The sequence below is a fragment of the Streptomyces sp. NPDC030840 genome (assembly GCF_055572015.1).
This window is the reverse complement of the sequence record NZ_JBVIEE010000010.1, coordinates 245,814-267,743: the sequence shown is the minus strand read 5'-3', so window position 1 is coordinate 267,743 and position 21,930 is coordinate 245,814. Positions and strand designations below refer to the sequence as shown.

Here is a 21,930-nt window from a genome sequence, read left to right as displayed (position 1 = left end):
ACGTTCCGGACATGACCAAGGCCGGAACGACCCTGACGGCGCCCCCGTCCCCTCCGGCGGTACGCCTGCCCCGGCGCCGTGGCGTGGAGCTCGCCCTCATCGTCGTCGCCGTTCTGCTCTCCGTGTACGGCTACTGCGCTGTCGGCCTCGCACGCACCGGCACCGTCCCGCCCGGCGCCGCCCGTTACGGCGCCGGGCTCGGCGTGCTCGCCCTGCTCGCGCACTGCGCCGTGCGGCTGAGGGCTCCGTACGCCGATCCGCTGCTGCTGCCCATCGCCGTCCTGCTCAACGGCCTGGGCCTGGTGCTGATCTACCGTCTGGACCTGGAGACCCCGCGCGACCAGGCCGCCCCCACCCAGCTCAACTGGTCGACCCTGGGTGTCGCGCTGTTCATCGCCGCGGTGGTGTGGCTGCGCGACCACCGGGTGCTCCAGCGGTACGCGTACGTGTCCGTCGTCGGGGCACTGGGTCTGCTGGCGCTGCCGATCCTCTTCCCCGCGGTGAACGGCGCCCGCATCTGGATCCGGGTCGCCGGGTTCTCCCTCCAGCCGGGCGAGTTCGCGAAGGTGCTGCTGGCCGTCTTCTTCGCCAGCTACCTGGCGGCGAACAGGAACGCGCTCGCGTACACCGGCCGCCGCGTCTGGCGATTCCACCGGCTCCAGTTGCCCACCGGGCGGATCCTCGGCCCGGTCCTCGCCATCTGGCTGGTCAGCGTGGGCGTCCTGGTCCTGGAGCGGGACCTGGGGACCTCACTGCTGTTCTTCGGGCTGTTCGTGATCCTGCTGTACGTCGCCACCGGCCGCACCGGCTGGATCGCGGTGGGGCTGCTGCTGGCGGTCGCGGGCGCCGTCGCGGTGGGCCGGCTGGAGCCGCACGTGCACAGCAGGGTCGAGGACTGGCTGCACCCGTTCGCGTCGATCGAGGCGGGCCGGGGCGCCAACCAGATCGCCCAGTCCCTGTTCGCGTTCGCCGCGGGCGGTGTGCTCGGCACCGGACTCGGTCTCGGCCACTCGATCCTGATCGGCTTCGCGGCCAAGTCGGACTTCATCCTCGCGACCGCGGGCGAGGAACTCGGTCTCGCGGGCCTGACGGCGATCTTCCTGCTGTACGCGCTGCTGGTGGAGCGCGGGTACCGGGCGGGGCTCGCCCTGCGGGACCCCTTCGGCCGGCTCCTGGCGATCGGCCTCGCCTCGATCATCGCCCTGCAGGTGTTCGTCATCGCGGGCGGGGTGACCGGCCTGATCCCGCTGACCGGCATGGCGATGCCGTTCCTCGCGCAGGGCGGCTCCTCGGTCATCACCAACTGGATCATCGTGGCGCTGCTGATCCTGATCAGCGACTCGGCCCGCAGCCAGTACGACGGGAAACCGGCGCCGTGAGGGGCCCGGACCCACGGGAGGTCCGCGCATGACGAAGTACATCCGCCGGGCGGCCGTCCTCACCGCGCTCCTCTTCGCCGCCCTCCTGGTGAACGCCGCCCGCGTCCAGGTCTTCGAGGCCGGCACGTACGACGGCAACCCCGCCAACCGTCGCGGGGCCATCACCCGCTGGAGCCAGCCGCGCGGGGACATCGTCGTCGGCGGCCGTGCGGTGACCGGCTCCCGCGACACCGGCGAACAGCTCCGTCACGAGCGGACGTACCGCGACGGCCCGCTGTACGCGCACATCACCGGTTTCGCCTCGCAGCTGTACGGCTCGACGCTCCTGGAACACACGGAGGACGCCGTGCTGGCCGGCACCGATCCGATGCTGTCCCTGCTGCCGGCCTGGAACGACGTGACACGGTCCCGCGCCCCGGGCGGCAGGGTGGTGACGACCCTCGATCCGGCGGCGCAGCGGGCGGCCTTCGCGGGGCTGAGGAACCGCCGGGGGGCGGTCGCGGCGCTCGAACCGGCCACCGGGCGCGTCCTGGCGCTGGTGTCCACACCCTCGTACGACCCGGGAGTACTGTCGGGGAACGGCTCGGAGGCGGCCATGGCGTGGGCGCGGCTGAACGGGGACCCGGCCAGGCCGATGCTCAACCGGGCGATCCGGCAGACCTATCCGCCCGGTTCGACGTTCAAGGTGGTCACGGCCGCGGCGGCGCTGGACTCGGGTGTGGTCAGGAACCTGGACGCGAAGACCGCCTCCCCGGACCCGTACACCCTGCCCGGCACGCGGACCTCCCTGTCGAACGCGGCCGAGGGCTGTGAGAACGCCTCCCTGCGCCATGCCTTCGAGTGGTCCTGCAACACGGTCTTCGCCAAGCTGGGCGCGGACGTGGGGCTGAGCCGGATGACGAGCACGGCACGGAACTTCGGCTTCAACGACTCCCGGTTGCGGATCCCGTTCGGGGTCGCGCCGAGCACCTTCGACACCGCCATGGACCGGGCCCAGCTCGCGCTGTCCTCCATCGGGCAGTACAACACGCGGGCCACCCCGCTGCAGATGGCCATGGTCACGGCGGCCGTGGCGAACGGCGGCTCGGTCATGACACCCCATCTCGTGGAACGGACGACCACGAGCATCGGCGCCACGATCGAGGCCCGAAGTCCACGGACCCGGCGGCTGGCGATGACCCCGGCGACGGCCGCGGAGCTGCGCGAACTCATGACCGACGTGGTGGAGAAGGGCACGGGCGCGAAGGCCGCGATCCCCGGCGCCACGGTCGGCGGCAAGACCGGCACCGCCCAGCACGGCATCGGCAACTCCGGCACCCCGTACGCCTGGTTCATCTCCTGGGCCCACGCGGACGACGCGCTGGAACCGGCCGTCGCGGTCGCCGTCGTCGTCGAGGACGCGGAAGCCGACCGTGCGGAGATCAGCGGCGGCGGAGACGCGGCCCCGATCGCCCGCGCGGTGATGAAGGCGGTGCTGAAGAAGGCTGCCGCGGACGGCCGCTGACGCCTCATCAGCCAGCTTGACCATGCTCACGTGGTGAGACGAGGGCTGGGCCAGGGGCCACGCCCGACCTATCGTTCGGTTCATGACGCATCCCGCCACGTACGAACTCGCCCAGGTCAACATCGCCCGCCTCAAAGCCCCGCTGGACTCCCCGCAGTTGAAGGACTTCGTGAACGCCCTCGACCCCGTGAACGCCGTGGCCGACGCCTCGGACGGCTTCGTCTGGAGGCTGCAGGACGAGTCGGGGGACGCCACGAGCATCCCCGTGCTGGGCGACGAGTGGCTGATCATCAACATGTCGGTGTGGCGGGACACCAACGCCCTCACCGCGTTCATGTACCAGGGGCAGCACCGCGAGTTGCTCGCACGGCGGCGTGAGTGGTTCGAGCGGGTGCGGGAGGCGATGGTCGCTCTGTGGTGGGTGCCGGCCGGGCACCGGCCGACCGTCGCGGAGGCGGAGGAGCGGCTGCTGCATCTGCGGGCGCACGGGCCGACTCCGTACGCGTTCACGCTGCGGACGTCGTTCCCGCCCCAGGAGGCACTGCCGGTCACGGGAGCGGAAGCGGGCGGACGGGTGACCGAAGACCTGGGATGCCTGGTCTAGAGGCATCCGTTCCCGCTCGGCGCGGCAGCCGACGGCAGCAGGCGGCAGTAGACGGCTTGTCAACAAGTGGCGTGCGAGGGATTGACGGGCTTGCTGACAAGCGGTCTCATAACCGGTGACCGGCGGTAACACAGGTGTGAGGCGAGGACGGCGACGATGACGACGGTGACCGAGGCCGAGGTGCTGCGCGACGCTCTCGGGCTGATCAAGGACCGGGAACAGGTGGCCGAACGGCTCCTCGCCTCCTCCGCCAAGCACTCCTTCGACCCCGACACGGAACTGGACTGGGACGCGCCCTTCGAGGACGGCAAGTGGTTCTGGCCGCCCGAGCTGGTGTCGCTGTACGGCACGCCGATGTGGCGGCGGATGAGCGAGGAGCAGCGGATCCTGCTGTCGCGGCACGAAGCGGCCTCGCTCGCGTCGCTCGGGATCTGGTTCGAGATCATCCTGATGCAGCTGCTGGTGCGGCACATCTACGACAAGGCGGCGACGAGCGCGCACGTCCGCTACGCGCTGACCGAGATAGAGGACGAGTGCCGGCACTCGAAGATGTTCGCCCGCCTGATCGCCCGGGGCGGGACGCCCTGGTACCCGGTGAGCCGTGTCCACCAGCAGCTGGGCCGCCTCTTCAAGACGATCTCGACCACACCGGGCTCCTTCACGGCCACGCTGCTGGGCGAGGAGGTGCTGGACTGGATGCAGCGCCTGACCTTCCCCGACGAGCGCGTCCAGCCCCTGATCCGTGGCGTGACCCGCATCCACGTGGTGGAGGAGGCCCGTCATGTCCGCTACGCCCGCGAGGAACTCCGCCGCCAGATGCTCACGGCCCCCCGCTGGTCCCAGGAGTTCACCCGCGTCACCTCGGGCGAGTTCGCCCGCGTCTTCTCGGTGGCGTTCGTGAACCCGGAGGTCTACACGAACGTCGGCCTCGACAGGCACGAGGCCCTGGCCCAGGTCAAATCCAGCGCCCACCGCCGGGAGGTCATGCAGACGGGAGCGAAGCGGCTGACGGACTTCCTCGACGACATCGGGGTGTTGCGGGGAGTGGGACGCCGGCTGTGGAAGTCGTCGGGCTTGCTGGCGTAGGGCTTGCCGGCCTAGGGCTGCGAAAACAGTCCCAGGCCACGCGGCTACCCTGCCTGACATGACCCCCCAGGCCCCCACCCCCGCCTACAGACGCCTCAGCGTCGAACAGCGGCGCAGCCAGCTGCTGGAGGCAGCCCTCGAACTGTTCGCCCACCGGGCCCCGGAGGAGGTCTCCCTCGACGACGTGGCGGAGACGGCGGGCGTCTCACGGCCCCTGGTCTACCGCTACTTCCCCGGCGGCAAGCAACAGCTGTACGAGGCCGCCCTCCGCTCGGCCGCCGAGGAACTGGAGCAGTGCTTCGACGAGCCTGCTCAGGGCCCCCTCACCCAGCGGCTGTCCCACGCGCTCGACCGCTACCTCGCCTTCGTCGACGAGCACGACGCCGGGTTCAGCGCACTGCTGCAGGGCGGCAGCGTCGTGGAGACGTCCAGGACCACCGCCATCGTGGACCGCGTACGCCGGACCGCCGCCGAACACGTCCTCAGCCACCTGCGGGTCACGGACCCCGGCCCCCGCCTCCGCATGACCGTACGGATGTGGATCAGCTCCGTCGAGGCCGCGTCGCTGATCTGGCTGGACGAGGGCAAGGCCCCGCCGGCCGACGAGCTGCGGGACTGGCTGGTCGAGCAGTTCGTAACGTGTCTCGTGACCACCGCGGGACGCGATCCGCAGACGGCCGGCGTCGTGCGTGCCGCCCTCGCGACGGAGCGTGCCGAGGGGGCCGTCGGCGGACTCGCACGCCGGGTGCTGCCCGTCGTGGGGGACGCCGGGCATCTGCTGTGAGCCCAGGTGACACTGGTGCCGTGAAGAGCGAAGACACTCCCTTCGTGGGCGGCCCCCTGGACGGGCGTGTCCTGCCCGTGCTGCTGGGCATCACCGGGCATCCGCCGAGGACGTACCGGGTCCCGGTCCCGGACGCCGCCGGCGGCCCCCCGACCGTGCTGGTCTACCGGCGCGTCCCCCGGCCGGAGGCCGGACGGTTCGCCCTCGGCCACAAGTGGCAGTACGAGTTCGATCCCGAGGGCCGGAAGGACGGGCCCCGGTGGCCGTGGTCGAAGCCCGCCCCGAAGCCAGACGCCGCGCCGGGCGCGAAGGGCGAGGCCACGGACGAGTGACGTGGTTGGGCCGATGCGGCCTCTCGGCGTGCGGCCCCACCGCACACGCCTCAACCTGCCGGTGCGCGGGTGGACGGTCCACCCCCGCCCGGGAGGTGATGTGGTGTCAGGAAGGCTGCTGCGCCTGGTCTGTACGGCGGCGGTCGCGGCCGGCGCGGCCCTCGGGCCCACCCCGTCGGTCGCCGCGCCCGACCCGCTGGACCCGCCCACCGCCGACAACCGCTCCGCCGACAACCGCCCCGCCGACAACCGCTCCGCCGACAACCGCTCCGTTGCCGAGCTGCTCACCGACCTCCAGCGTCTCTACCGCGAGGCCGAGAAGGCCACCGAGACCTACAACGCCACCGAGGAGAAGCTGAGGAAGCAGGCGGCGGCGGTCGAACGGATCGAGTGGCGGCTGGCCCGGGCCCGGCTGTCCCTGCAGGACAGCCGGGGCAACGTCGGCCGGCTGGCGCGGCAGCAGTACCAGAGCCGTACCGACATCTCCCCCTACGTACGGCTGCTGCTGGCCCGCGATCCGCAGCGGGCCCTGGAGCAGGGCCATGTGATCCGGCAGGTGGCGCTGGAGCGGGCGGAGACGGTTCAGCGGCTGGTGAGGAGGGAGGAGAGGGCCGACCTCCTGGCGCGGAAGGCGCGCAGGGCCCTCGACGTGCGGCTCTCCCTGGCCGAGCGGCTGAAGAAGAAGCGGGACGGCGTCCTCGGGCGCCTCAGGGCGGTCGAGGAACTGCTCGCCTCCCTCACGTACGAACAGCTCGACGCGCTCGCCGAGTTGGAGCGGAGAAAGGAGGCCGGGGCCCAGCGGGAGTTCGTGGCCTCCGGGGCCGCGAGCAGCGTACGGCCGCCGACCGCGGAGGGTGCCCGGGCGCTCGCGTTCGCCGTGGAGCAGATCGGCAAGCCGTACCAGTGGGGAGCCGAGGGCCCGGAGGCGTACGACTGCTCGGGGCTCACCTCGCGGGCCTGGGCGCACGCCGGGGTGCCGATTCCCCGGACCAGCCAGGAGCAGTGGGCGAAGCTGGAGCGGGTGCCCATGGAGCGGCTGCGGCCCGGGGACCTCGTCGTGTACTTCCCGGAGGCCACGCACGTCGCCCTCTACCTGGGCAACGGCATGGTGGTGCAGGCGCCGCGGCCCGGGGCGCGGGTCAAGGTGTCGCCCATCGCCGCGAACCCGGTCCTGGGAGCCGTGCGGCCCGACCCCCTCGGGGAGCCCCTGGCGCGCTACACGCCGCCGAAGCTGCCCGAAGGGGCCCTGGACGGGTCCGACACGGGTTACGCGTCGGCGGTGGCGCCGGTGGAGGAGGACCCGGTGACAGAGGACCCGGTGACAGAGGAGAGATAGGCCTCGGTCCTCGCGGGGTCGTAGAAGAAGTTCTCGAAGTCGGCCGGGTCGTCGAAGCCGTTGGCGAAACGATTCGCTACCGGGGGCAGCGAACCGGCCGCTCCGATCAGGTCGAGGACGTGCTCCGGGGGCGCGCCGAGCATGGCGTTCGTCCACTTGGTGACGTGCCGGGCCGTGTCCCAGTAGCGGTCGAAGGTGGACCGCATCCAGGTCTCGTCGAACTCCTTCTCGCCGTGCTCCAGGATCGCGTCCAGGTAGGCGGCGGCGCACTTCGACGCCGAGTTGGAGCCCTGGCCGGTGATGGGGTCGTTCGCGACGACGACGTCGGCGACGCCCAGGGCCAGGCCGCCGCCGGGGAGGTGGGCGACGGGGTTGCGCACGGTGGGGGCGTAGCGGCCGCTCAGCACACCGCCCGCGTCGGTGAGCTCCACCTTGGTGGCCCGGGCGTGCTCCCAGGGCACGAACCGCTCCATCAGATCCAGGGTCAGGGAGAGGTGCTCCGCCGGGTCCTTGACGCCGTTGAAGACGTCGAGCGGGCCGCCGGGTATGCCTTCCCAGAACAGGATGTCGGCGCGGCCGGAGGTGGTCAGGGTCGGCATGACGAAGAGTTCGCCGACGCCGGGGACGAGGTTGCAGCGGACCGCGTAGTGGTCCGGGTGCTCCGGGCGCGGGCCCAGGCCGTGGACGTACGCGACGGCGAGCGCGCGCTGCGGCTCGGTGAAGGGCGAGCGGGAGGCGTCACGGCCGAACATCGACACCAGCTCGCCCTTGCCGGCCGAGACGAGGACGAGGTCGTAGAGGCGGGAGAAGTAGTCGAGGTCGGAGACGGCGGCGCCGTGGATGACCAGCTGGCCGCCGCGCTGCGCGAAGGTGTCCATCCAGCCGGCCATCTTCACCCGCTGGTCCACGGACTGGGCGTACCCGTCGAGCCTGCCCACCCAGTCGATGGCGCGCTGTGTCGGGCCCGGGTCGTGCGAGCCGGGGGCCGCGACCGAGACGCCGAGCCCTTCGATCTTCGGGGCCTGGGACTCCCAGAAGTTCAGCTTCAGGTCGCGCTCGTGCTGCAGTGCCGTGTGGAACATGCACTGCGTCGACATGACCCGGCCGGTGCGGATCTCGTCCGCCGTCCGGTTGGACATCAGGGTGACCTCGTACCCGTGCGACTGGAGTCCGAGGGCGAGCTGGAGTCCGGACTGGCCGGCTCCGACGACGAGTATCTTCCGCATGCGGGGGCTTGTCTCCTGGTGGGGCTACTCGGGCAGGGCGGCTATCGCGTGGGCGCACAGTGCCAGCAGGGTCTCGGTCACGGACCTCCGTTTCCGGGCGTCCATGATCATGACGGGCACGTGGTCGGGGACGGTGAGGGCCTCGCGCACGTCCTCGGGTTCGAACCGCTCGCTGCCCTCGAAGTGGTTGACGGCGACGACGTACGGCAGTCCGTAGCTCTCGAAGTAGTCGAGCGCCGCGAAGCAGTCGGTCAGGCGGCGGGTGTCGGCGAGCACGACCGCGCCGATCGCGCCGCGCACCAGGTCGTCCCACATGAACCAGAACCGCTGCTGGCCCGGCGTGCCGAACAGGTAGAGCACCAGGTCGTCGTCGAGCGTGATGCGGCCGTAGTCCATGGCCACCGTGGTGGTGGTCTTGCCCGGGGTGGCCGTCAGGTCGTCGGTGCCCTCGCTGGCCTCGGTCATCAGCGCCTCCGTCTGGAGGGGCCTGATCTCCGAGACGGCGCCGACGAGCGTGGTCTTGCCGACGCCGAAGCCGCCCGCCACCACGATCTTCGTCGCGATCGGGGCGCGGGTGACGTCCTTCTGCCAGGGTTTCAGCTCCTCCTCGGACTCGGCGGCGGGGGCGAGTCCCCCGGGGACGCGGGGGGAGGCGGGTTCTTGCGCGAGACCCCGGGCGGCGGGGTCTCGGGTGACGCCGGTCAGGGCGTCGGAGCCGCCGGTGGGCGCGGCGGCGGGGGTGACGCCCGGGGAGGAGGCGTCAGAGACGACGGAGTCCACTCAGCACCCTTTCCAGCAGAGCGCGGTCCGGCTGTACCGGTCCGTGCTCCGTTCCGTACACACGGATCTTTCCCTGGTCCGCGAGATCGCTGAGGAGGACACGGACCACACCGAGCGGCATTCTCAGCAGCGCGGCGATCTCCGCCACCGTCCGCATGCGGCGGCAGAGTTCGACGATGGCCCGCAGTTCGGGCATCACCTTGGTGTTGAGTGAACCATTCGTCAGTTCCCGCCGCTCATCGGGGGCTTCGAGAGCGGCGACGAACGTCTCGACGAGCAGGACGTGGCCGAAGCGGGTGCGCCCGCCGGTGAGGGAGTACGGGCGGACCCGGGCGGGTTTGCGGTCCCCGCCGCGGACCGGGAGCTTCGTCCGCGAGCCGCTCATCGCGCGCTCCCCGCCGTCTCCGCCTCCAGCGACCTGCGTAGCTCACTGCGGAGTTCGGGGGTCAGCACGTGCCCGGCGCGGCCGACGAAGAGCGCCATGTGGTACGCGACGACGCTCATGTCGCAGTCCGGGGAACCGTGCACCCCGAGCAGCGAGCCGTCGCTGATCGACATGACGAAGAGGCTGCCCTCGTCCATCGCGACCATCGTCTGCTTGACCCCGCCGAAGTCCATCAGCCTGGCGGCGCCGATGGTGAGGCTGCCGATGCCGGAGACGATGGTGGCCAGGTCGGCGGAGGAACCCCTGGGGCCGGCGGGCCGGCCGGTGCCCGCCTGCCGTGCGTGGGCGTTCCTCCCGGGGTCGGAGGAGAGCAGGAGCAGGCCGTCGGAGGAGACCACCGCGACCGACAGCAGGCCCGGCACCTCCTCGACGAGGTTGGTGAGCAGCCAGTGCAGGTTGCGGGCTTCGTTGCTCAGTCCGAAGGTACTGGGCGCGGTCAACTGCTTGCCTCCTCGGATGTGCCCCCCGATGTGTCCACAGCGTCGTGCTCGTCGTACTGGTCGTGCCGGCGCGCCGCGGGCGCCTTCGTCTCACCGGTCCGTTCGGCGATCTCCGCCGCGACGTCGCGGTGGCCGTTCTTGGCCCCCTGGTGGAACCCGCCGAGGCGGCGGCGCAACTCCTCGGCGTTCACGCCCCCTGTACGCGGCCTGGGGGCCGCCGCGGGCGTGGTGATCCTGGGCGTGCGCTTGGGCAGGCCCTTGTCGGTGAGCCTCGGGGTCTCGCCCTGCTCGGTGCGGCCGGCGTGCGGGTCCTGGGCCGGGTGCGCCGCTTCCCCCTCGTCGGCGGCGCGCTCGTGCAGGTCGGGGCCGATGGCGTACGGGTCGGCGGCGGGCGCGGGGTCCGGGTCCGGGTCCGCCGGCGGGACGGGGGCGAACAGCTCCATCGTGGTCTCGGAGATGCTCTCGGGGGCCGGCTCGGGGACCGCCCCGGACACGGGCTGGTCCTCGGCGGGCTCGTCCGGCCGTACGGCGTCGTCGTCCGGTCGTGCGGCGTCGTCGTACCCGGTGTCGGTCTGCCCGCCGTCCTCCTGCCGGCCGGCGGCCTCGCGCTCCCTCAGCGCGCGCTCGGCCGCTTCGATCAGCGGGTCGCCGTCGCCGTCCGACTCGCGGACGACGACGGTCGAGCGGCCGCGCAGGACGTTGGAGTTGGCCTCGGCGTCCGCGCCGGGCAGGGAGGTGGCGGTGTCGGCCCCTCCCGACCCGGAGGTGGGGACGGCGGTCGCGGGCGCGGTGGCCAGCAGGGGCTTCGGGACGACCACGACGGCCGCGATACCCCCCTGCTTCTGCTCGCGCAGCCGGACCCGGACGCCGTGCCGGTGGGCGAGGCGGGCGACGACGTACAGACCGAGCCCGAGGCCGTCGCCGCCCTCCTGGTCGTACGGCTCCTCGGGGTCGAAGTGCTTGAGGCGGGCGTTGAGCCGCTCCAGCCGGTCGGCGGGGATGCCGAGGCCGTCGTCCTGGACGGACAGCATGACCTCGCCGTTCTCCAGCAGCCAGCCGGAGATCTCGATCGGCTGCTCGGGCGGCGTGGCCGAGGTGGCGTTCTCCAGGAGTTCGGCGACCAGGTGGCTGAGGTCGTCGGCGGCGAACCCGGCGATGTGCGTGTGCGGCGGCAGGGCGGCGATGCGGACGCGGTCGTAGCGCTCGATCTCGCTGACGGCGGCCCGGACGACGTCGACGAGCGGGACCGGACTCGCGTGCTGCTGGCCGTGCTCGGCACCGGCGAGGACGAGGAGGTTCTCGCTGTGGCGGCGCATGACGGTCGCGAAGTGGTCGAGCTTGAACAGCGTGGCAAGCCGCTCGGGGTCCTGCTCGCGCTCCTCCATGCCCTCGATGACGGCGAGCTGGCGCTCGACGAGGCCGAGGGTGCGCAGCGCGAGGTTGACGAAGGTGCCGTGGATGCTGTGCCGGACCTGCTCCAACTGGGCGGACGCGGTGGCGAGTTCGGCGCGCAGCCGGTCGCGTTCGTCGGCCATGGTCTGGCGCTGGCCGATGAGGTGCTTGCGGTCGCCCTCCAGGGGCGTGAGCCGCTCGTGGAGGGCGAGGGCGTGCGCGTGGAGCGCGTTGACGGAGCGCACGACCTGGGCGAACTCGTCGTTGCGGCCGGTGAACGTGACCGGTTCCTCGTGCGCGGGGTCGGCGGCGACGCGGGCCGAGCCGATGCGCAGCACGGCCAGCGGGCGGGTGAGGGTGCGGGCCATGGCGGTGGCGATGCCGATGGTGACGAGGAGGAGGGCGCCGAGGACGGCGACGCGGATCTCCAGCGCGGTGACGTCGTCGTCGCGGAGCTGGGCGAGGTCCTTGGTACGCCGGTCGTTGAGGGAGGCCTCGACACCGCGCATGAGCTCCACGCGGGCGGACAGCGCGGCGTCCAGCTTCGTGGTGCCGGTGTTCAGCTCAGCCCCGGAGAGCGTCGGCTGGTCGGTCAGCTTGGCCAGGTAGGTGTCGGCGGAGGTGACCTCGGGGCCGGTGACCGTGGAGTCGTAGGAGGAGCGGGCGGCGGCGGGTGCCGTCTCGCGGAAGTCGTCGAGGGCGGCGTCGGAGCGGACGCGGGCCTCCTGGGCGGCGGCGGTGAGCTCGTCGCGCTGCTTCCTGTCGGCGGCCGAGGTGGTGGTCTCGGTGGTGGGCAGGCCCGTCACGGGGTCGGTGACCGTCTGCGTGGTCTTCGGCACGCTCAGCGCGGCGAGGAGCAGTCCGCGGGCGGCCGCGGACTGCTGGACGGCGGTGTCGAGCTCGGTGAGCGCGTGGGAGCCGTCGCCCGCGCGGGGCGGGAGCTTCTCGGCCAGTTCCTCGGCGACCGCGTGCAGCTCGGCGATGGCGGCGGAGTAGGCCTCGTGCGCTTGGAGAGCACTGCTCCTGCCGGTGAGCGCCGTTCGCCGGACGGAGGCGATCTCGTTCAGGTCCCGGGCGAGTCGCGCGGGCGCGTCGGCCCTGAGTTCGTCGACCCGCCGGTCGACGCGGGCGCTGCGCTGCTCGCTGGGGGCCTTGGACTTGGGGCGCCCGGCGGCGACGTACGCGGTGACCTCGTCCCGCTCGTCGGCCAGCGCGTGGGCGAGGGTGAGCGCCTGCTGGGTCCGCTCGGCGAGCGTCACCAGGTTCTGCGTGTCGTTCAGCTGGCTGGAGGCGGCGAGGATCGAGGGGGCTCCGGCGCCGGCGACGGCGGCGGCGACCACGGCGACGGCGCCGATGAGCCGATTGCGGACGTGCGCGGGGCGTCCGGTGCCGACGGTGGGCTGGTCGCCGGCCTGCCCACCCGGGTTCGGGGCGGCCTTGGGGGCCGTCTGCCTGCCTGTGCGCCGAGGCCGCTTCTTCTGCACCGGTGCTCGCATTCCTGACTCGTTTACCCATGGGCCCGGGTGACGTCCCGTCAACCTGTGCGTCTTCCCGGTACGGCTCCCGACCCTCCCAGTGCCGGTGGACGGTGATCTCGCATCATCAGACCCGCCACCCGAAGGAGTGAACCCCGGACCGGAGTTGGCGGGCAAGTTTCTCCGGCGCGCTCGACGCGCCCGCGCGGCAGGCCCATTGGACGTGGGCGGCGGCCTTTGGCAGTATTCGCCACCGCGCTTCACCGGACCCGATCATTCCACGCCAAACCCGACGTCTGACCTGCCGGGTCGCGCCCGCCCCGCAACCAATGCAGGCCTTTCGCGATCGTTGTGAAGGGCTCGTGCAGACTGGCCGAATGCGTACGGAACTCGTCTCGGAGCCCGGTGACCCGGCCCGCCCCAACGAGGACTTCGCCGCGGTCGCGCTTCCCGCTTCGGGACAGGGCGGTTCGCTGGTCGTCCTCGACGGCGTGACGCCGCCGCCGGGTGATGACGGCTGTCGACATTCGGTCGCCTGGTTCTCCTCCCGCCTCGGCGGCGCCCTGACCGAACTGTCCGTTTCAGAACGGCATTTGACGCTGTCCGAAGCCCTCGCACAGGCCATCTCTCGTACCGCCGCGTCCCACGCCCAAACCTGTGACCTTTCTCACCCACGCACCCCACAGGCCACAGTGGTCCTCGCCCGATGGTCCGCCGAGACCGTCGAGTACCTGGTGCTGTCGGACTCGGCGCTCCTGCTCGCGGCCCCGGACGGCGCGGTGACGGCGGTCCTCGACGACCGCCTGTCCCGCGTGCCGCGCGCCACGCTCACGTCGGCCGCGCTCACCGACGCGACGCTGCGGAACCGGGAGGGCGGTTTCTTCACCGCGGCGGCGGATCCGTCGGTCGCGTCACGCGCCGTGACGGGGGTGCTCCCCCGTTCCTCGGTCCACGCCCTGGCCGCCCTGACGGACGGCGCCACCCGCTGGGTGGAGAGGTTCCACGAGGGCGACTGGGCAGACCTCCTCACCGTCGTACGGAAGGAGGGGGCCCGGGCGCTGGTGCAGCGCGTACGGGCTCTGGAGACGTCCGGCACCGAGGGGACGCACCTGGGCCGCGGTAAACGGCACGACGACGCGACGGTGGTGTACGCCGAGCTGTGACGCCCCGCGGGCTGGAGGGCGCGCCGGGGGTCAGCCCTCGCTGGTCTGGTTCAGCTGGTGGAGGAGGCGGGCGAGTTCGGCGACCTCGTGGCGGTCCCAGCCCGTCATCTGCCGTACGTACCTCTCCCGGCGGGCGTCGCGTACCCGGCGGAAGCGGGACCGGCCCTCGTCCGTGAGGTGGACGAGCCAGGCGCGGCCGTCCGCGGGGTCGGGTTCACGGGCCACGAGGCCCAGGTGCTCCAGGGCGCGGAGCTGGCGGGACATCGTGGCCTTGCCGACGCCGATGTAGGCCGCGAGGTCCGTGGCCCGCAGCCGGCCCGCCTCGTCCAGGCGGGCCAGCAGCCCGTACGCGGCGGACTCCAGGTCGGGGTGGACCGCGCGGGCCATCTCACCGGACTTGGCGCGGGCGCGGCGCAGGAACACCGTCAGCTCCCGCTCCAGTTCCAGGAAGGCGTGGTCCATGCCTGCCTGCGGGGCGCCGGACTCGATCCGATGCCCCTCACCGTTACCGCCCTCGTGCACGTCAGCGCTCCTGATCCCGTTCCGCGTGGCTGAAGCTTCCGCCAAAGGCCGCCATTGCCGCAGCCGAGTAAGTATTTCGCAGCGGCGGATCAACGGTGGTCTCCGACCCTGTGTCTCACGAGGGTGTTCTCCAAGTGCGGCTTCCTCGCCGGGGGGCTTCTTCCGCCCCCGCCGCCCCTACCCATTCCCGTCCCCTGGGGGCTGCGCCCCCAGACCCCCGCCATCGGCCTGACGGCCTCGTCCTCAAACGCCGGACGGGCTGAGAATCCAAGCCCCGGCTGCGGAAACTCAGCCCCTTGGGGGCGCCTCCCAGCGGTAGCTGGGGGAGTTCGAGGAGCGGGGGCCCGGGGGCCGGCCCCCGAAAACGGGGTCCGGGGCGGAGCCCCGAGCGGGGTCGAAGGGGCAGCGCCCCGAACGGGGTCGAAGAGGCAGCGCCCCGAACGGGGTCGAAGAGGCAGCCCCCGAGCGGGGTCGAAGAGGCAGCCCCCGAGCGGGGTCGAAGGGGCGGAGCCCCTGGGGATGGGACGGGTAGGGGCGGCGGGGGCGAGGGAAAGCCCCGCGCCCCCGCCGCCCCCCTGGACCGGCCCGGGTCAGGCCGCAGCCGGAACCGCCGCCTCCGCCGGGGAGAGGGCCAGGTCGAGGACCTGGCGGACGTCCGTGACGGCGTGGACGTCGAGCTTGTCCAGGACCTCGGCGGGCACGTCGTCCAGGTCGGGCTCGTTGCGCTTCGGGATGATCACCGTGGTGACCCCGGCCCGGTGCGCGGCGAGCAGCTTCTGCTTGACGCCGCCGATGGGCAGGACCCGGCCCGTCAGCGAGACCTCACCGGTCATCGCCACATCCGTACGGACCAGCCGGCCGGAGAGAAGGGAGGCGAGGGCGGTCGTCATCGTGACACCCGCGCTCGGACCGTCCTTGGGCACGGCCCCCGCCGGGAAGTGGATGTGCACGCCCCGGTCCTTCAGGTCGCCCACGGGCAGCTCCAGCTCGGCACCGTGCGAGCGGAGGAAGCTGAGCGCGATCTGCGCGGACTCCTTCATGACGTCACCGAGCTGACCGGTGAGGGTGAGCCCGGCCGCGCCCGTCTCCGGGTCGGCCAGGGAGGCCTCCACGTACAGCACGTCACCGCCGGCGCCGGTCACGGCGAGTCCGGTGGCCACGCCCGGCACGGCCGTGCGCCGCTCCGCCGGGTCCTGGGCGGACTCGGGCACGTGGTGGGGACGCCCGATGAGGCCGCGCAGATCCGCCTCGGTGACCGTGAACGGCAGCTCGCGCTCGCCGAGTTCGTGCTGGGCCGCGACCTTGCGCAGCAGCCGGGCGACGGACCGCTCCAGGTTCCGTACGCCGGCCTCGCGCGTGTACTCACCGGCGAGCTTGCGCAACGCTCCCTCGTCCAGGGTGACTTCGTCGCTCTTCAGCCCGGCACGCTCCAGTTGGCGCGGCAGCAGGTGGTCCCGCGCGATGACGACCTTCTCGTCCTCGGTGTACCCGTCGAGCCGGACCAGCTCCATACGGTCGAGCAGCGCCTCCGGGATGGCCTCCAGCACGTTCGCGGTGGCAAGGAACACGACGTCGCTCAGATCCAGCTCGACCTCCAGGTAGTGGTCCCGGAAGGTGTGGTTCTGCGCCGGGTCGAGGACTTCGAGCAGGGCGGCGGCGGGGTCGCCGCGGAAGTCGGAGCCGACCTTGTCGATCTCGTCGAGCAGCACCACCGGGTTCATGGACCCGGCCTCCTTGATGGCCCGGACGATACGGCCGGGCAGCGCGCCCACGTACGTACGCCGGTGGCCGCGGATCTCCGCCTCGTCCCGCACACCGCCGAGCGCGACCCGCACGAACTTGCGGCCCATGGCGTGGGCGACGGACTCGCCGAGCGAGGTCTTGCCGACGCCGGGCGGGCCCACGAGCGCGAGAACAGCGCCCCCGCGCCGTCCTCCGACCACACCCAGCCCCCGGTCGGCGCGCCTCTTCCGCACCGCGAGGTACTCGGTGATGCGCTCCTTCACGTCCTTCAGGCCGGAGTGCTCGGCGTCCAGGACGGCTTGGGCGCCCCGGATGTCGTACGCGTCCTCGGTCCGCTCGTTCCAGGGCAGTTCGAGGACGGTGTCGAGCCAGGTACGGATCCAGGACCCTTCCGGTGACTGGTCGCTGGACCGCTCCAGCTTGTCGACCTCCTTCAGGGCGGCCTCGCGCACCTTCTCCGGGAGGTCGGCGGCCTCGACGCGGGCCCGGTAGTCGTCGGACTCCTCACCCTCCTTCTCGCCGTTCAGCTCGCGCAGTTCCTTGCGGACGGCTTCGAGCTGACGGCGCAGCAGGAACTCGCGCTGCTGCTTGTCCACGCCCTCCTGTACGTCCTTGGCGATGGACTCGGCGACGTCCTGCTCCGCGAGGTGCTCACGCAGCTGCTCGGTGGCGAGCTTCAGCCGGGCGACGGGGTCGGCGGTCTCCAGCAGCTCCACCTTCTGCTCGGTGGAGAGGAAGGGCGAGTAACCGGAGTTGTCGGCGAGGGCGGAGACGTCGTCGATCTGCTGCACGCGGTCGACGACCTGCCAGGCGCCGCGCTTGCGCAGCCAGCTGGTGGCGAGGGCCTTGTACTCCTTGACCAGCTCGGCGACCTGTCCCGGCAGCGGCTCGGGCACGGTCTCCTCCACCCGGGTGCCCTCGACCCACAGCGCGGCACCCGGCCCGGTCGTCCCGGCGCCGATCCGCACACGTCCGCGCCCGCGGATGAGCGCCCCCGGGTCTCCGTCGGCCAGCCGTCCCACCTGCTCGACGGTCCCGAGCACACCCGTACGCGCGTACGTCCCGTCGATCCGCGGCACCAGCAGCACCTTCGGCTTCCCCGGCTCCGAGCGCGCGGCGGCCTGCGCGGCCTCCACCGCGGCCCGTACGTCGGCGTCGTTCAGGTCCAGCGGCACCACCATTCCCGGCAGCACGACGTCGTCGTCGAGCGGCAGCACGGGCAGGGTGAGCGGTGTGGACGTCGAAGCCATGATCTCTCCCTCGGCAGTCAAGTTGAGCTATGCCGACTCAATGCTCGTGAGCCCTTGATTGTTCCCCCGGGGGTGTTCGCTGTGAGCGATCAAGGATCCGACCGGGCCGAGGAGAGCACGAACAGCCGTCCGCAGAGGCCCGGGACCCCCTACGAATGAGCAGATCAGAGGCGTTGTCAGTGCTCGCCCCTACGATCCGGCCCATGGGCATGATCGGGAATTACGCGCGACTGACGCCGACCGAGTACGAGCGGGCACGGCGGGATCCCGAGTGGGCGTACGCGTTCGTCCAGGAGATGGCCGAGAGCGAGTGGGACGAGGACGACGCGCCGGACGCCGCCGCGGCCCGCTGCCTCGACATCGACAAGGCATGGCACGCGATCGACTTCCTGCTGCAGCGGATCGGCTTCCCCGTCGACATCGTCTTCGGAGAAGAGGAACTCGCCGGGGCCGAGGACTGGGGCTACGGGCCACCGCGCCACCTGCCCCCGGACCGGGTCCGGGCGGCCGCCGAGACGCTTCGGACGATCTCCGCCGACGACCTGACGAAGGGCACCGGCCCCGCGGACCTGGCCGCGGCGGAGATCTACCCACCGGTCTGGGAGCGCGGCGACGGAGCCGAAGAACTCGCGTACGTGACGGGCCATTATGAGGCGCTGGTGCCGTTCTTCGAAGCGGCCGCCCGGGACGGTGACGCCGTGATCGTCTGGTTGAGCTGAGTTCTGGAGAGCGGTTCTAAGAACCCGGCGCCCACCCCAGCCCTGGAGGGCCTCGCGCCGACAGCACCGACGTAATAGGCTTACTGCAAGATCACCTATTACCGAGTGCGTGGGGGGCAGCCGTGGACAACCTGGTGGAAGCCTGGACCGACGGCTGGGTCGTGTCACGGGGTGCCGCCCCACCCGTGACCGAACCCTGGGGCCGCACCATCGACGTGGGCACCGCCGACCACGTGACCCGCCACGTGTTCACCGCCACGAACGGCGAGGTCGACGAGACGGCGGTCCGCAAGGTCGCCGACTCCGTGACCGGCACCGGCGTGTGGCTCAAGGTCTTCGCGGCGCCGGAGACGGTCGGGCCCTGGCTGGGCGAGGGCTGGTGGGTCGACCCGGAACCGGGCTACCTGATGTCCGTGCGCCTGGCGGCCACGACCACCCCGGCCCCCGGCTCCCCACCCCCCGGTTACCGGCTCCGCGCCTGGTCACGGGGCGGCGTGACCCGCGTGATCGTCGCCGCGCCGGACGGCTCCTGGGCGGCACGCGGCCAGACCGCCCCGACGGGCGCGACGGCCGTCGTCGACCAGATCGAGACCTCCCCCGCCCACCGCCGCCGCGGCCTCGGCACCCTCGTCATGCGCACCCTCGCCCACGCGGCGGCCGAACAGGGCGCGGAGAGGGGCGTACTGGCGGGGACACCGGAGGGGCGGGCCTTGTACGCGTCACTGGGCTGGCGGGTCGAAGCACCGCTGACCAGCGCGAAGTTCACCGGGAAGCCGTAACAGCGTGCTGTGCGACGGCGGCGTCCGGGAGCAGGGCCGCACCGGTGTGGAGACCGTCCCGCCCTGGCATCACGGCAGCCCCGCGGGCCGCCCCGCACGGTGCGGAGCCGCCCGCACAACACCGCGGCCCGGCACCGAAATTCACGGTGCCCCCGCGGCGCGGCTGCCAGGATGGCCCCATGAGCACCTCGTACGACGTCCCCGAAGTCATCGATCGTCGCGAGGGCCCGTACGGCGAGGTCGTGTTGCGGCGCCACGGCGAACTGCTGCAGATCATCGCGAACGGGTGCTTCCTGATGGACACCTCCGACGGCCGTTCGGAACGGCTCCTCGTCGACGCGGCCCTGGACGCCTTGGGCGAACGGCCGGAGCCGAGCGTGCTGATCGGCGGTCTCGGCGTCGGGTTCTCGCTCGCACACGCGGCGGCCAACCCGCGATGGGGGCGCATCACGGTGGTGGAGCGCGAGCCGGCCATCATCGACTGGCACCGGCGCGGCCCGCTCGCCGAGTTGTCCTCCGATGCGCTCGCGGACCCTCGTACGGAGATCGCGGAAGCGGATCTCGTGACTTTCGTCAATGAGATGTCCGACACATATGACGCGCTGTGCCTGGACATCGACAACGGACCCGACTGGACCGTCACGGAGGACAACGACAGCCTGTACGCGCCCTCCGGACTCACAAGCTGCGCAAGCGTGTTGAAGCCGGGCGGGGTACTCGCGGTGTGGTCGGCGCAGCCGTCAACGGAATTCGAGGAAACCTTGGGGAATGCCGGGTTCCAACACGTGCGTACCGAAGAGATCCCGGTTGCCCGAGGCGTTCCCGACGTCGTGCACCTCGGGATCCGCCCTGGATAGCCGCGGCACCGTAACTGCCCGTACGCTGCTCCTCTGACGCCGATCATTCATGCGGCAACCGCAGTCATGCGCAATCAAGGGATCACCCCACGGATTCCGGAAAGCAACACAGGGGCGGGCGATGGAGCAGACACACACCTCCCACAACGGCACGGCGACGACCCCGGGCGCGCAGCGCCGGGTCCTGGTCGTGGAGGACGACACGACGATCGTCGACGCCATCGCGACCCGCCTGCGGGCCGAGGGGTTCCTCGTGCAGACCGCGAGTGACGGTCCGGCCGCCGTCGACACCGCCGAGGCCTGGCAGCCCGACCTGCTGATCCTCGACATCATGCTGCCGGGCTTCGACGGCCTTGAGGTGTGCCGCCGGGTGCAGGCGCAACGGCCGGTGCCGGTGCTGATGCTCACCGCGCGGGACGACGAGACGGACATGCTGGTCGGCCTCGGCGTCGGCGCCGACGACTACATGACGAAGCCTTTCTCCATGCGGGAGCTGGCCGCGCGCGTGCACGTCCTGCTGCGCCGGGTGGAGCGCGCCGCGCTGGCCGCGTCGACCCCGCGCTCGGGCATCCTGCGCCTGGGTGAGCTGGAGATCGACCACGCGCAGCGCCGGGTGCGGGTGCGCAGCGAGGACGTGCACCTCACGCCGACCGAGTTCGACCTCCTGGTGTGCCTCGCGAACACCCCGCGTGCCGTACTCTCTCGCGAGCAGCTGCTCGCCGAGGTGTGGGACTGGGCGGACGCGTCCGGGACACGGACCGTGGACAGCCACATCAAGGCGCTGCGGCGGAAGATCGGGGCGGAGCGGATCCGCACGGTGCACGGTGTGGGGTACGCGCTGGAGACCCCGACGCCCTGAGCCGGTGGTCGCGTAGGGGGCTGGTGGCGGTATGAGCGGTCTCGGTGAGTCACGCAAGGGCGAGGGACCCCTGGGCGGTCTGCGCCCGTTCTCGATCAAGACCAAGCTGGGCACGCTCGTCGTCGTCTCGGTCCTGATCACCACGGGTCTGTCGATGATCGCGGTGCACACCAAGACAGAGCTCCGCTTCATCACGGTCTTCTCGATGATCGCCACACTTCTCATCACGCAGTTCGTGGCGCATTCGCTCACCGCGCCGCTGGACGAGATGAACGCGGTCGCCCGGTACATCTCGCACGGTGACTACACGCGCCGGGTGAACGACAGCCGCCGCGACGAGCTGGGCGACCTGGCCCACACGATCAACCTCATGGCCGACGAGCTGGAGGCCCAGGACCGCCAGCGCAAGGAACTCGTGGCGAACGTCTCGCACGAGTTGCGCACGCCCATCGCGGGCCTGCGCGCCGTCCTGGAGAACGTGGTGGACGGCGTCTCCGCCGCCGACCCCGAGACGATGCGCACGGCCCTGAAGCAGACCGAACGCCTCGGGCGCCTGGTCGAGACCCTCCTGGACCTCTCCCGCCTGGACAACGGCGTCGTCCCCCTCCGCAAGCGCCGCTTCGAGGTGTGGCCCTACCTGTCGGGTGTCCTCAAGGAGGCCAACATGGTCGCCTCGGCACGCGGCGGCATCGCCTCGGACTCCGGCAAGCACACGCGCACGGACGTCCACCTGCACCTGGACGTGCACCCTCCGGAGCTCACGGCCCACGCCGACCCCGAGCGCATCCACCAGGTCGTGGCCAACCTGATCGACAACGCGGTCAAGCACAGCCCGCCGCACGGCCGCGTGACGGTGAAGGCACGACGCGGCAGCACACCCGAGTCCCTGGACCTGGAGGTGCTGGACGAGGGCCCGGGCATCCCCCAGTCCGAGTGGCACCGCGTGTTCGAACGCTTCAACCGCGGCGCCGTGCGCTCCCCCCACGGCCCCGGCAGCGACGGCGGCACCGGCCTGGGCCTCGCCATCGCCCGCTGGGCCGTGGACCTCCACGGCGGCCGCATCGGCGTGGCCGAGTCCAAGCGCGGCTGCCGCATCCAGGTCACCCTCCCGGGCGTGCCCTCCCAGCGCACGCCCGGCTGAGGCTCTGCGTACCCCTCTGCCGGGTGACGGGCGCTGCCGGGCACGTTCTCTTCAGGGGCGCGGGGAACTGCGCGACAAGCCGCAACGAACCCGCGCCCGCCCACAAACAGAACC

At 72.0% G+C, this 21,930-nt stretch carries 20 protein-coding genes; 13 read left to right on the top strand and 7 right to left on the bottom strand.

Annotated features, from left to right (window positions below):
* Positions 1 to 11 precede the first annotated feature (11 nt).
* From ACZ49J_RS23225 to ACZ49J_RS23195, 7 genes are all read left to right on the top strand, one after another.
* The gene (locus ACZ49J_RS23225; RefSeq protein ID WP_467450823.1) at positions 12 to 1,379 is read left to right on the top strand and encodes an FtsW/RodA/SpoVE family cell cycle protein; all 1,368 of its coding nucleotides are present in this window, start codon (positions 12 to 14) and stop codon (positions 1,377 to 1,379) included.
* Positions 1,380 to 1,407: 28 nt separating this feature from the next.
* Complete coding sequence (locus tag ACZ49J_RS23220; protein WP_467450825.1) at positions 1,408 to 2,883, top strand: peptidoglycan D,D-transpeptidase FtsI family protein; 1,476 nt, start codon at positions 1,408 to 1,410, stop codon at positions 2,881 to 2,883.
* Between the two features lie 82 nt (positions 2,884 to 2,965).
* A complete protein-coding gene (locus tag ACZ49J_RS23215) occupies positions 2,966 to 3,487 on the top strand; it encodes a DUF3291 domain-containing protein (protein WP_467450827.1) in 522 nt (173 codons plus the stop codon).
* Positions 3,488 to 3,643: 156 nt separating this feature from the next.
* Positions 3,644 to 4,573 (top strand): AurF N-oxygenase family protein, encoded by a 930-nt coding sequence (locus ACZ49J_RS23210; protein WP_467450828.1) that lies wholly within the window; start codon positions 3,644 to 3,646, stop codon positions 4,571 to 4,573.
* A gap of 58 nt (positions 4,574 to 4,631) precedes the next feature.
* Entirely contained in the window at positions 4,632 to 5,357 is a 726-nt protein-coding gene (locus tag ACZ49J_RS23205) for a TetR/AcrR family transcriptional regulator (protein ID WP_467450830.1), read from the top strand.
* 20 nt (positions 5,358 to 5,377) lie between these two features.
* On the top strand, positions 5,378 to 5,689 hold the full coding sequence (locus ACZ49J_RS23200) for a hypothetical protein (RefSeq protein ID WP_467450831.1): 312 nt from the start codon (positions 5,378 to 5,380) through the stop codon (positions 5,687 to 5,689).
* 103 nt (positions 5,690 to 5,792) lie between these two features.
* Positions 5,793 to 7,025, top strand: a complete 1,233-nt coding sequence (locus ACZ49J_RS23195; RefSeq protein WP_467450832.1) for a C40 family peptidase — start codon at positions 5,793 to 5,795, stop codon at positions 7,023 to 7,025.
* Here ACZ49J_RS23195 and ACZ49J_RS23190 read toward each other — a convergent pair.
* The 5 genes from ACZ49J_RS23190 to ACZ49J_RS23170 all read right to left on the bottom strand — a co-directional run bounded on the left by ACZ49J_RS23190 (position 6,956) and on the right by ACZ49J_RS23170 (position 12,804).
* On the bottom strand, positions 6,956 to 8,251 hold the full coding sequence (locus ACZ49J_RS23190) for a styrene monooxygenase/indole monooxygenase family protein (protein ID WP_467450833.1): 1,296 nt from the start codon (positions 8,249 to 8,251) through the stop codon (positions 6,956 to 6,958). The two genes, ACZ49J_RS23195 and ACZ49J_RS23190, sit on opposite strands and share 70 nt — an antisense overlap.
* A 24-nt stretch (positions 8,252 to 8,275) precedes the next feature.
* Positions 8,276 to 8,851 (bottom strand): GTP-binding protein, encoded by a 576-nt coding sequence (locus tag ACZ49J_RS23185; RefSeq protein ID WP_467450975.1) that lies wholly within the window; start codon positions 8,849 to 8,851, stop codon positions 8,276 to 8,278.
* Between the two features lie 160 nt (positions 8,852 to 9,011).
* On the bottom strand, positions 9,012 to 9,416 hold the full coding sequence (locus ACZ49J_RS23180) for a DUF742 domain-containing protein (RefSeq protein WP_467450834.1): 405 nt from the start codon (positions 9,414 to 9,416) through the stop codon (positions 9,012 to 9,014).
* Positions 9,413 to 9,916 carry a roadblock/LC7 domain-containing protein gene (locus tag ACZ49J_RS23175; protein ID WP_467450835.1) on the bottom strand — a complete coding sequence of 168 codons (504 nt, stop codon included), beginning with the start codon at positions 9,914 to 9,916 and terminating at the stop codon, positions 9,413 to 9,415. Before ACZ49J_RS23175 ends, ACZ49J_RS23180 begins: the two co-directional genes overlap by 4 nt.
* Complete coding sequence (locus tag ACZ49J_RS23170) at positions 9,913 to 12,804, bottom strand: sensor histidine kinase (protein ID WP_467450837.1); 2,892 nt, start codon at positions 12,802 to 12,804, stop codon at positions 9,913 to 9,915. The genes ACZ49J_RS23175 and ACZ49J_RS23170 overlap by 4 nt, the downstream gene beginning before the upstream one ends.
* Before the next feature lie 356 nt (positions 12,805 to 13,160).
* Between ACZ49J_RS23170 and ACZ49J_RS23165 the strand changes: the two genes are divergently transcribed.
* Positions 13,161 to 13,946, top strand: a complete 786-nt coding sequence (locus tag ACZ49J_RS23165) for a protein phosphatase 2C domain-containing protein (protein WP_467450839.1) — start codon at positions 13,161 to 13,163, stop codon at positions 13,944 to 13,946.
* A gap of 30 nt (positions 13,947 to 13,976) precedes the next feature.
* Here the strand turns inward: ACZ49J_RS23165 and ACZ49J_RS23160 are convergent, their stop codons facing one another.
* Both ACZ49J_RS23160 and lon read right to left on the bottom strand, forming a co-directional pair.
* Complete coding sequence (locus ACZ49J_RS23160; RefSeq protein ID WP_467450976.1) at positions 13,977 to 14,408, bottom strand: MarR family winged helix-turn-helix transcriptional regulator; 432 nt, start codon at positions 14,406 to 14,408, stop codon at positions 13,977 to 13,979.
* Between the two features lie 650 nt (positions 14,409 to 15,058).
* Entirely contained in the window at positions 15,059 to 17,461 is a 2,403-nt protein-coding gene (gene lon, locus ACZ49J_RS23155) for an endopeptidase La (RefSeq protein ID WP_467450840.1), read from the bottom strand.
* A gap of 203 nt (positions 17,462 to 17,664) precedes the next feature.
* Here lon and ACZ49J_RS23150 point away from each other — a divergent pair, with 203 nt between their 5' ends.
* From ACZ49J_RS23150 to ACZ49J_RS23130, 5 genes are all read left to right on the top strand, one after another.
* Positions 17,665 to 18,180: a YfbM family protein gene (locus ACZ49J_RS23150; protein ID WP_467450841.1), complete on the top strand. Its 516-nt coding sequence runs from the start codon at positions 17,665 to 17,667 to the stop codon at positions 18,178 to 18,180.
* A gap of 122 nt (positions 18,181 to 18,302) precedes the next feature.
* Positions 18,303 to 18,959: a GNAT family N-acetyltransferase gene (locus ACZ49J_RS23145; protein ID WP_467450842.1), complete on the top strand. Its 657-nt coding sequence runs from the start codon at positions 18,303 to 18,305 to the stop codon at positions 18,957 to 18,959.
* A gap of 179 nt (positions 18,960 to 19,138) precedes the next feature.
* Entirely contained in the window at positions 19,139 to 19,816 is a 678-nt protein-coding gene (locus ACZ49J_RS23140; RefSeq protein WP_467450977.1) for a spermine/spermidine synthase domain-containing protein, read from the top strand.
* Between the two features lie 121 nt (positions 19,817 to 19,937).
* The gene (locus ACZ49J_RS23135) at positions 19,938 to 20,675 is read left to right on the top strand and encodes a response regulator transcription factor (RefSeq protein WP_467450843.1); all 738 of its coding nucleotides are present in this window, start codon (positions 19,938 to 19,940) and stop codon (positions 20,673 to 20,675) included.
* A gap of 31 nt (positions 20,676 to 20,706) precedes the next feature.
* On the top strand, positions 20,707 to 21,816 hold the full coding sequence (locus tag ACZ49J_RS23130; protein WP_467450845.1) for a HAMP domain-containing sensor histidine kinase: 1,110 nt from the start codon (positions 20,707 to 20,709) through the stop codon (positions 21,814 to 21,816).
* The last annotated feature ends 114 nt before the right edge of the window (positions 21,817 to 21,930 follow it).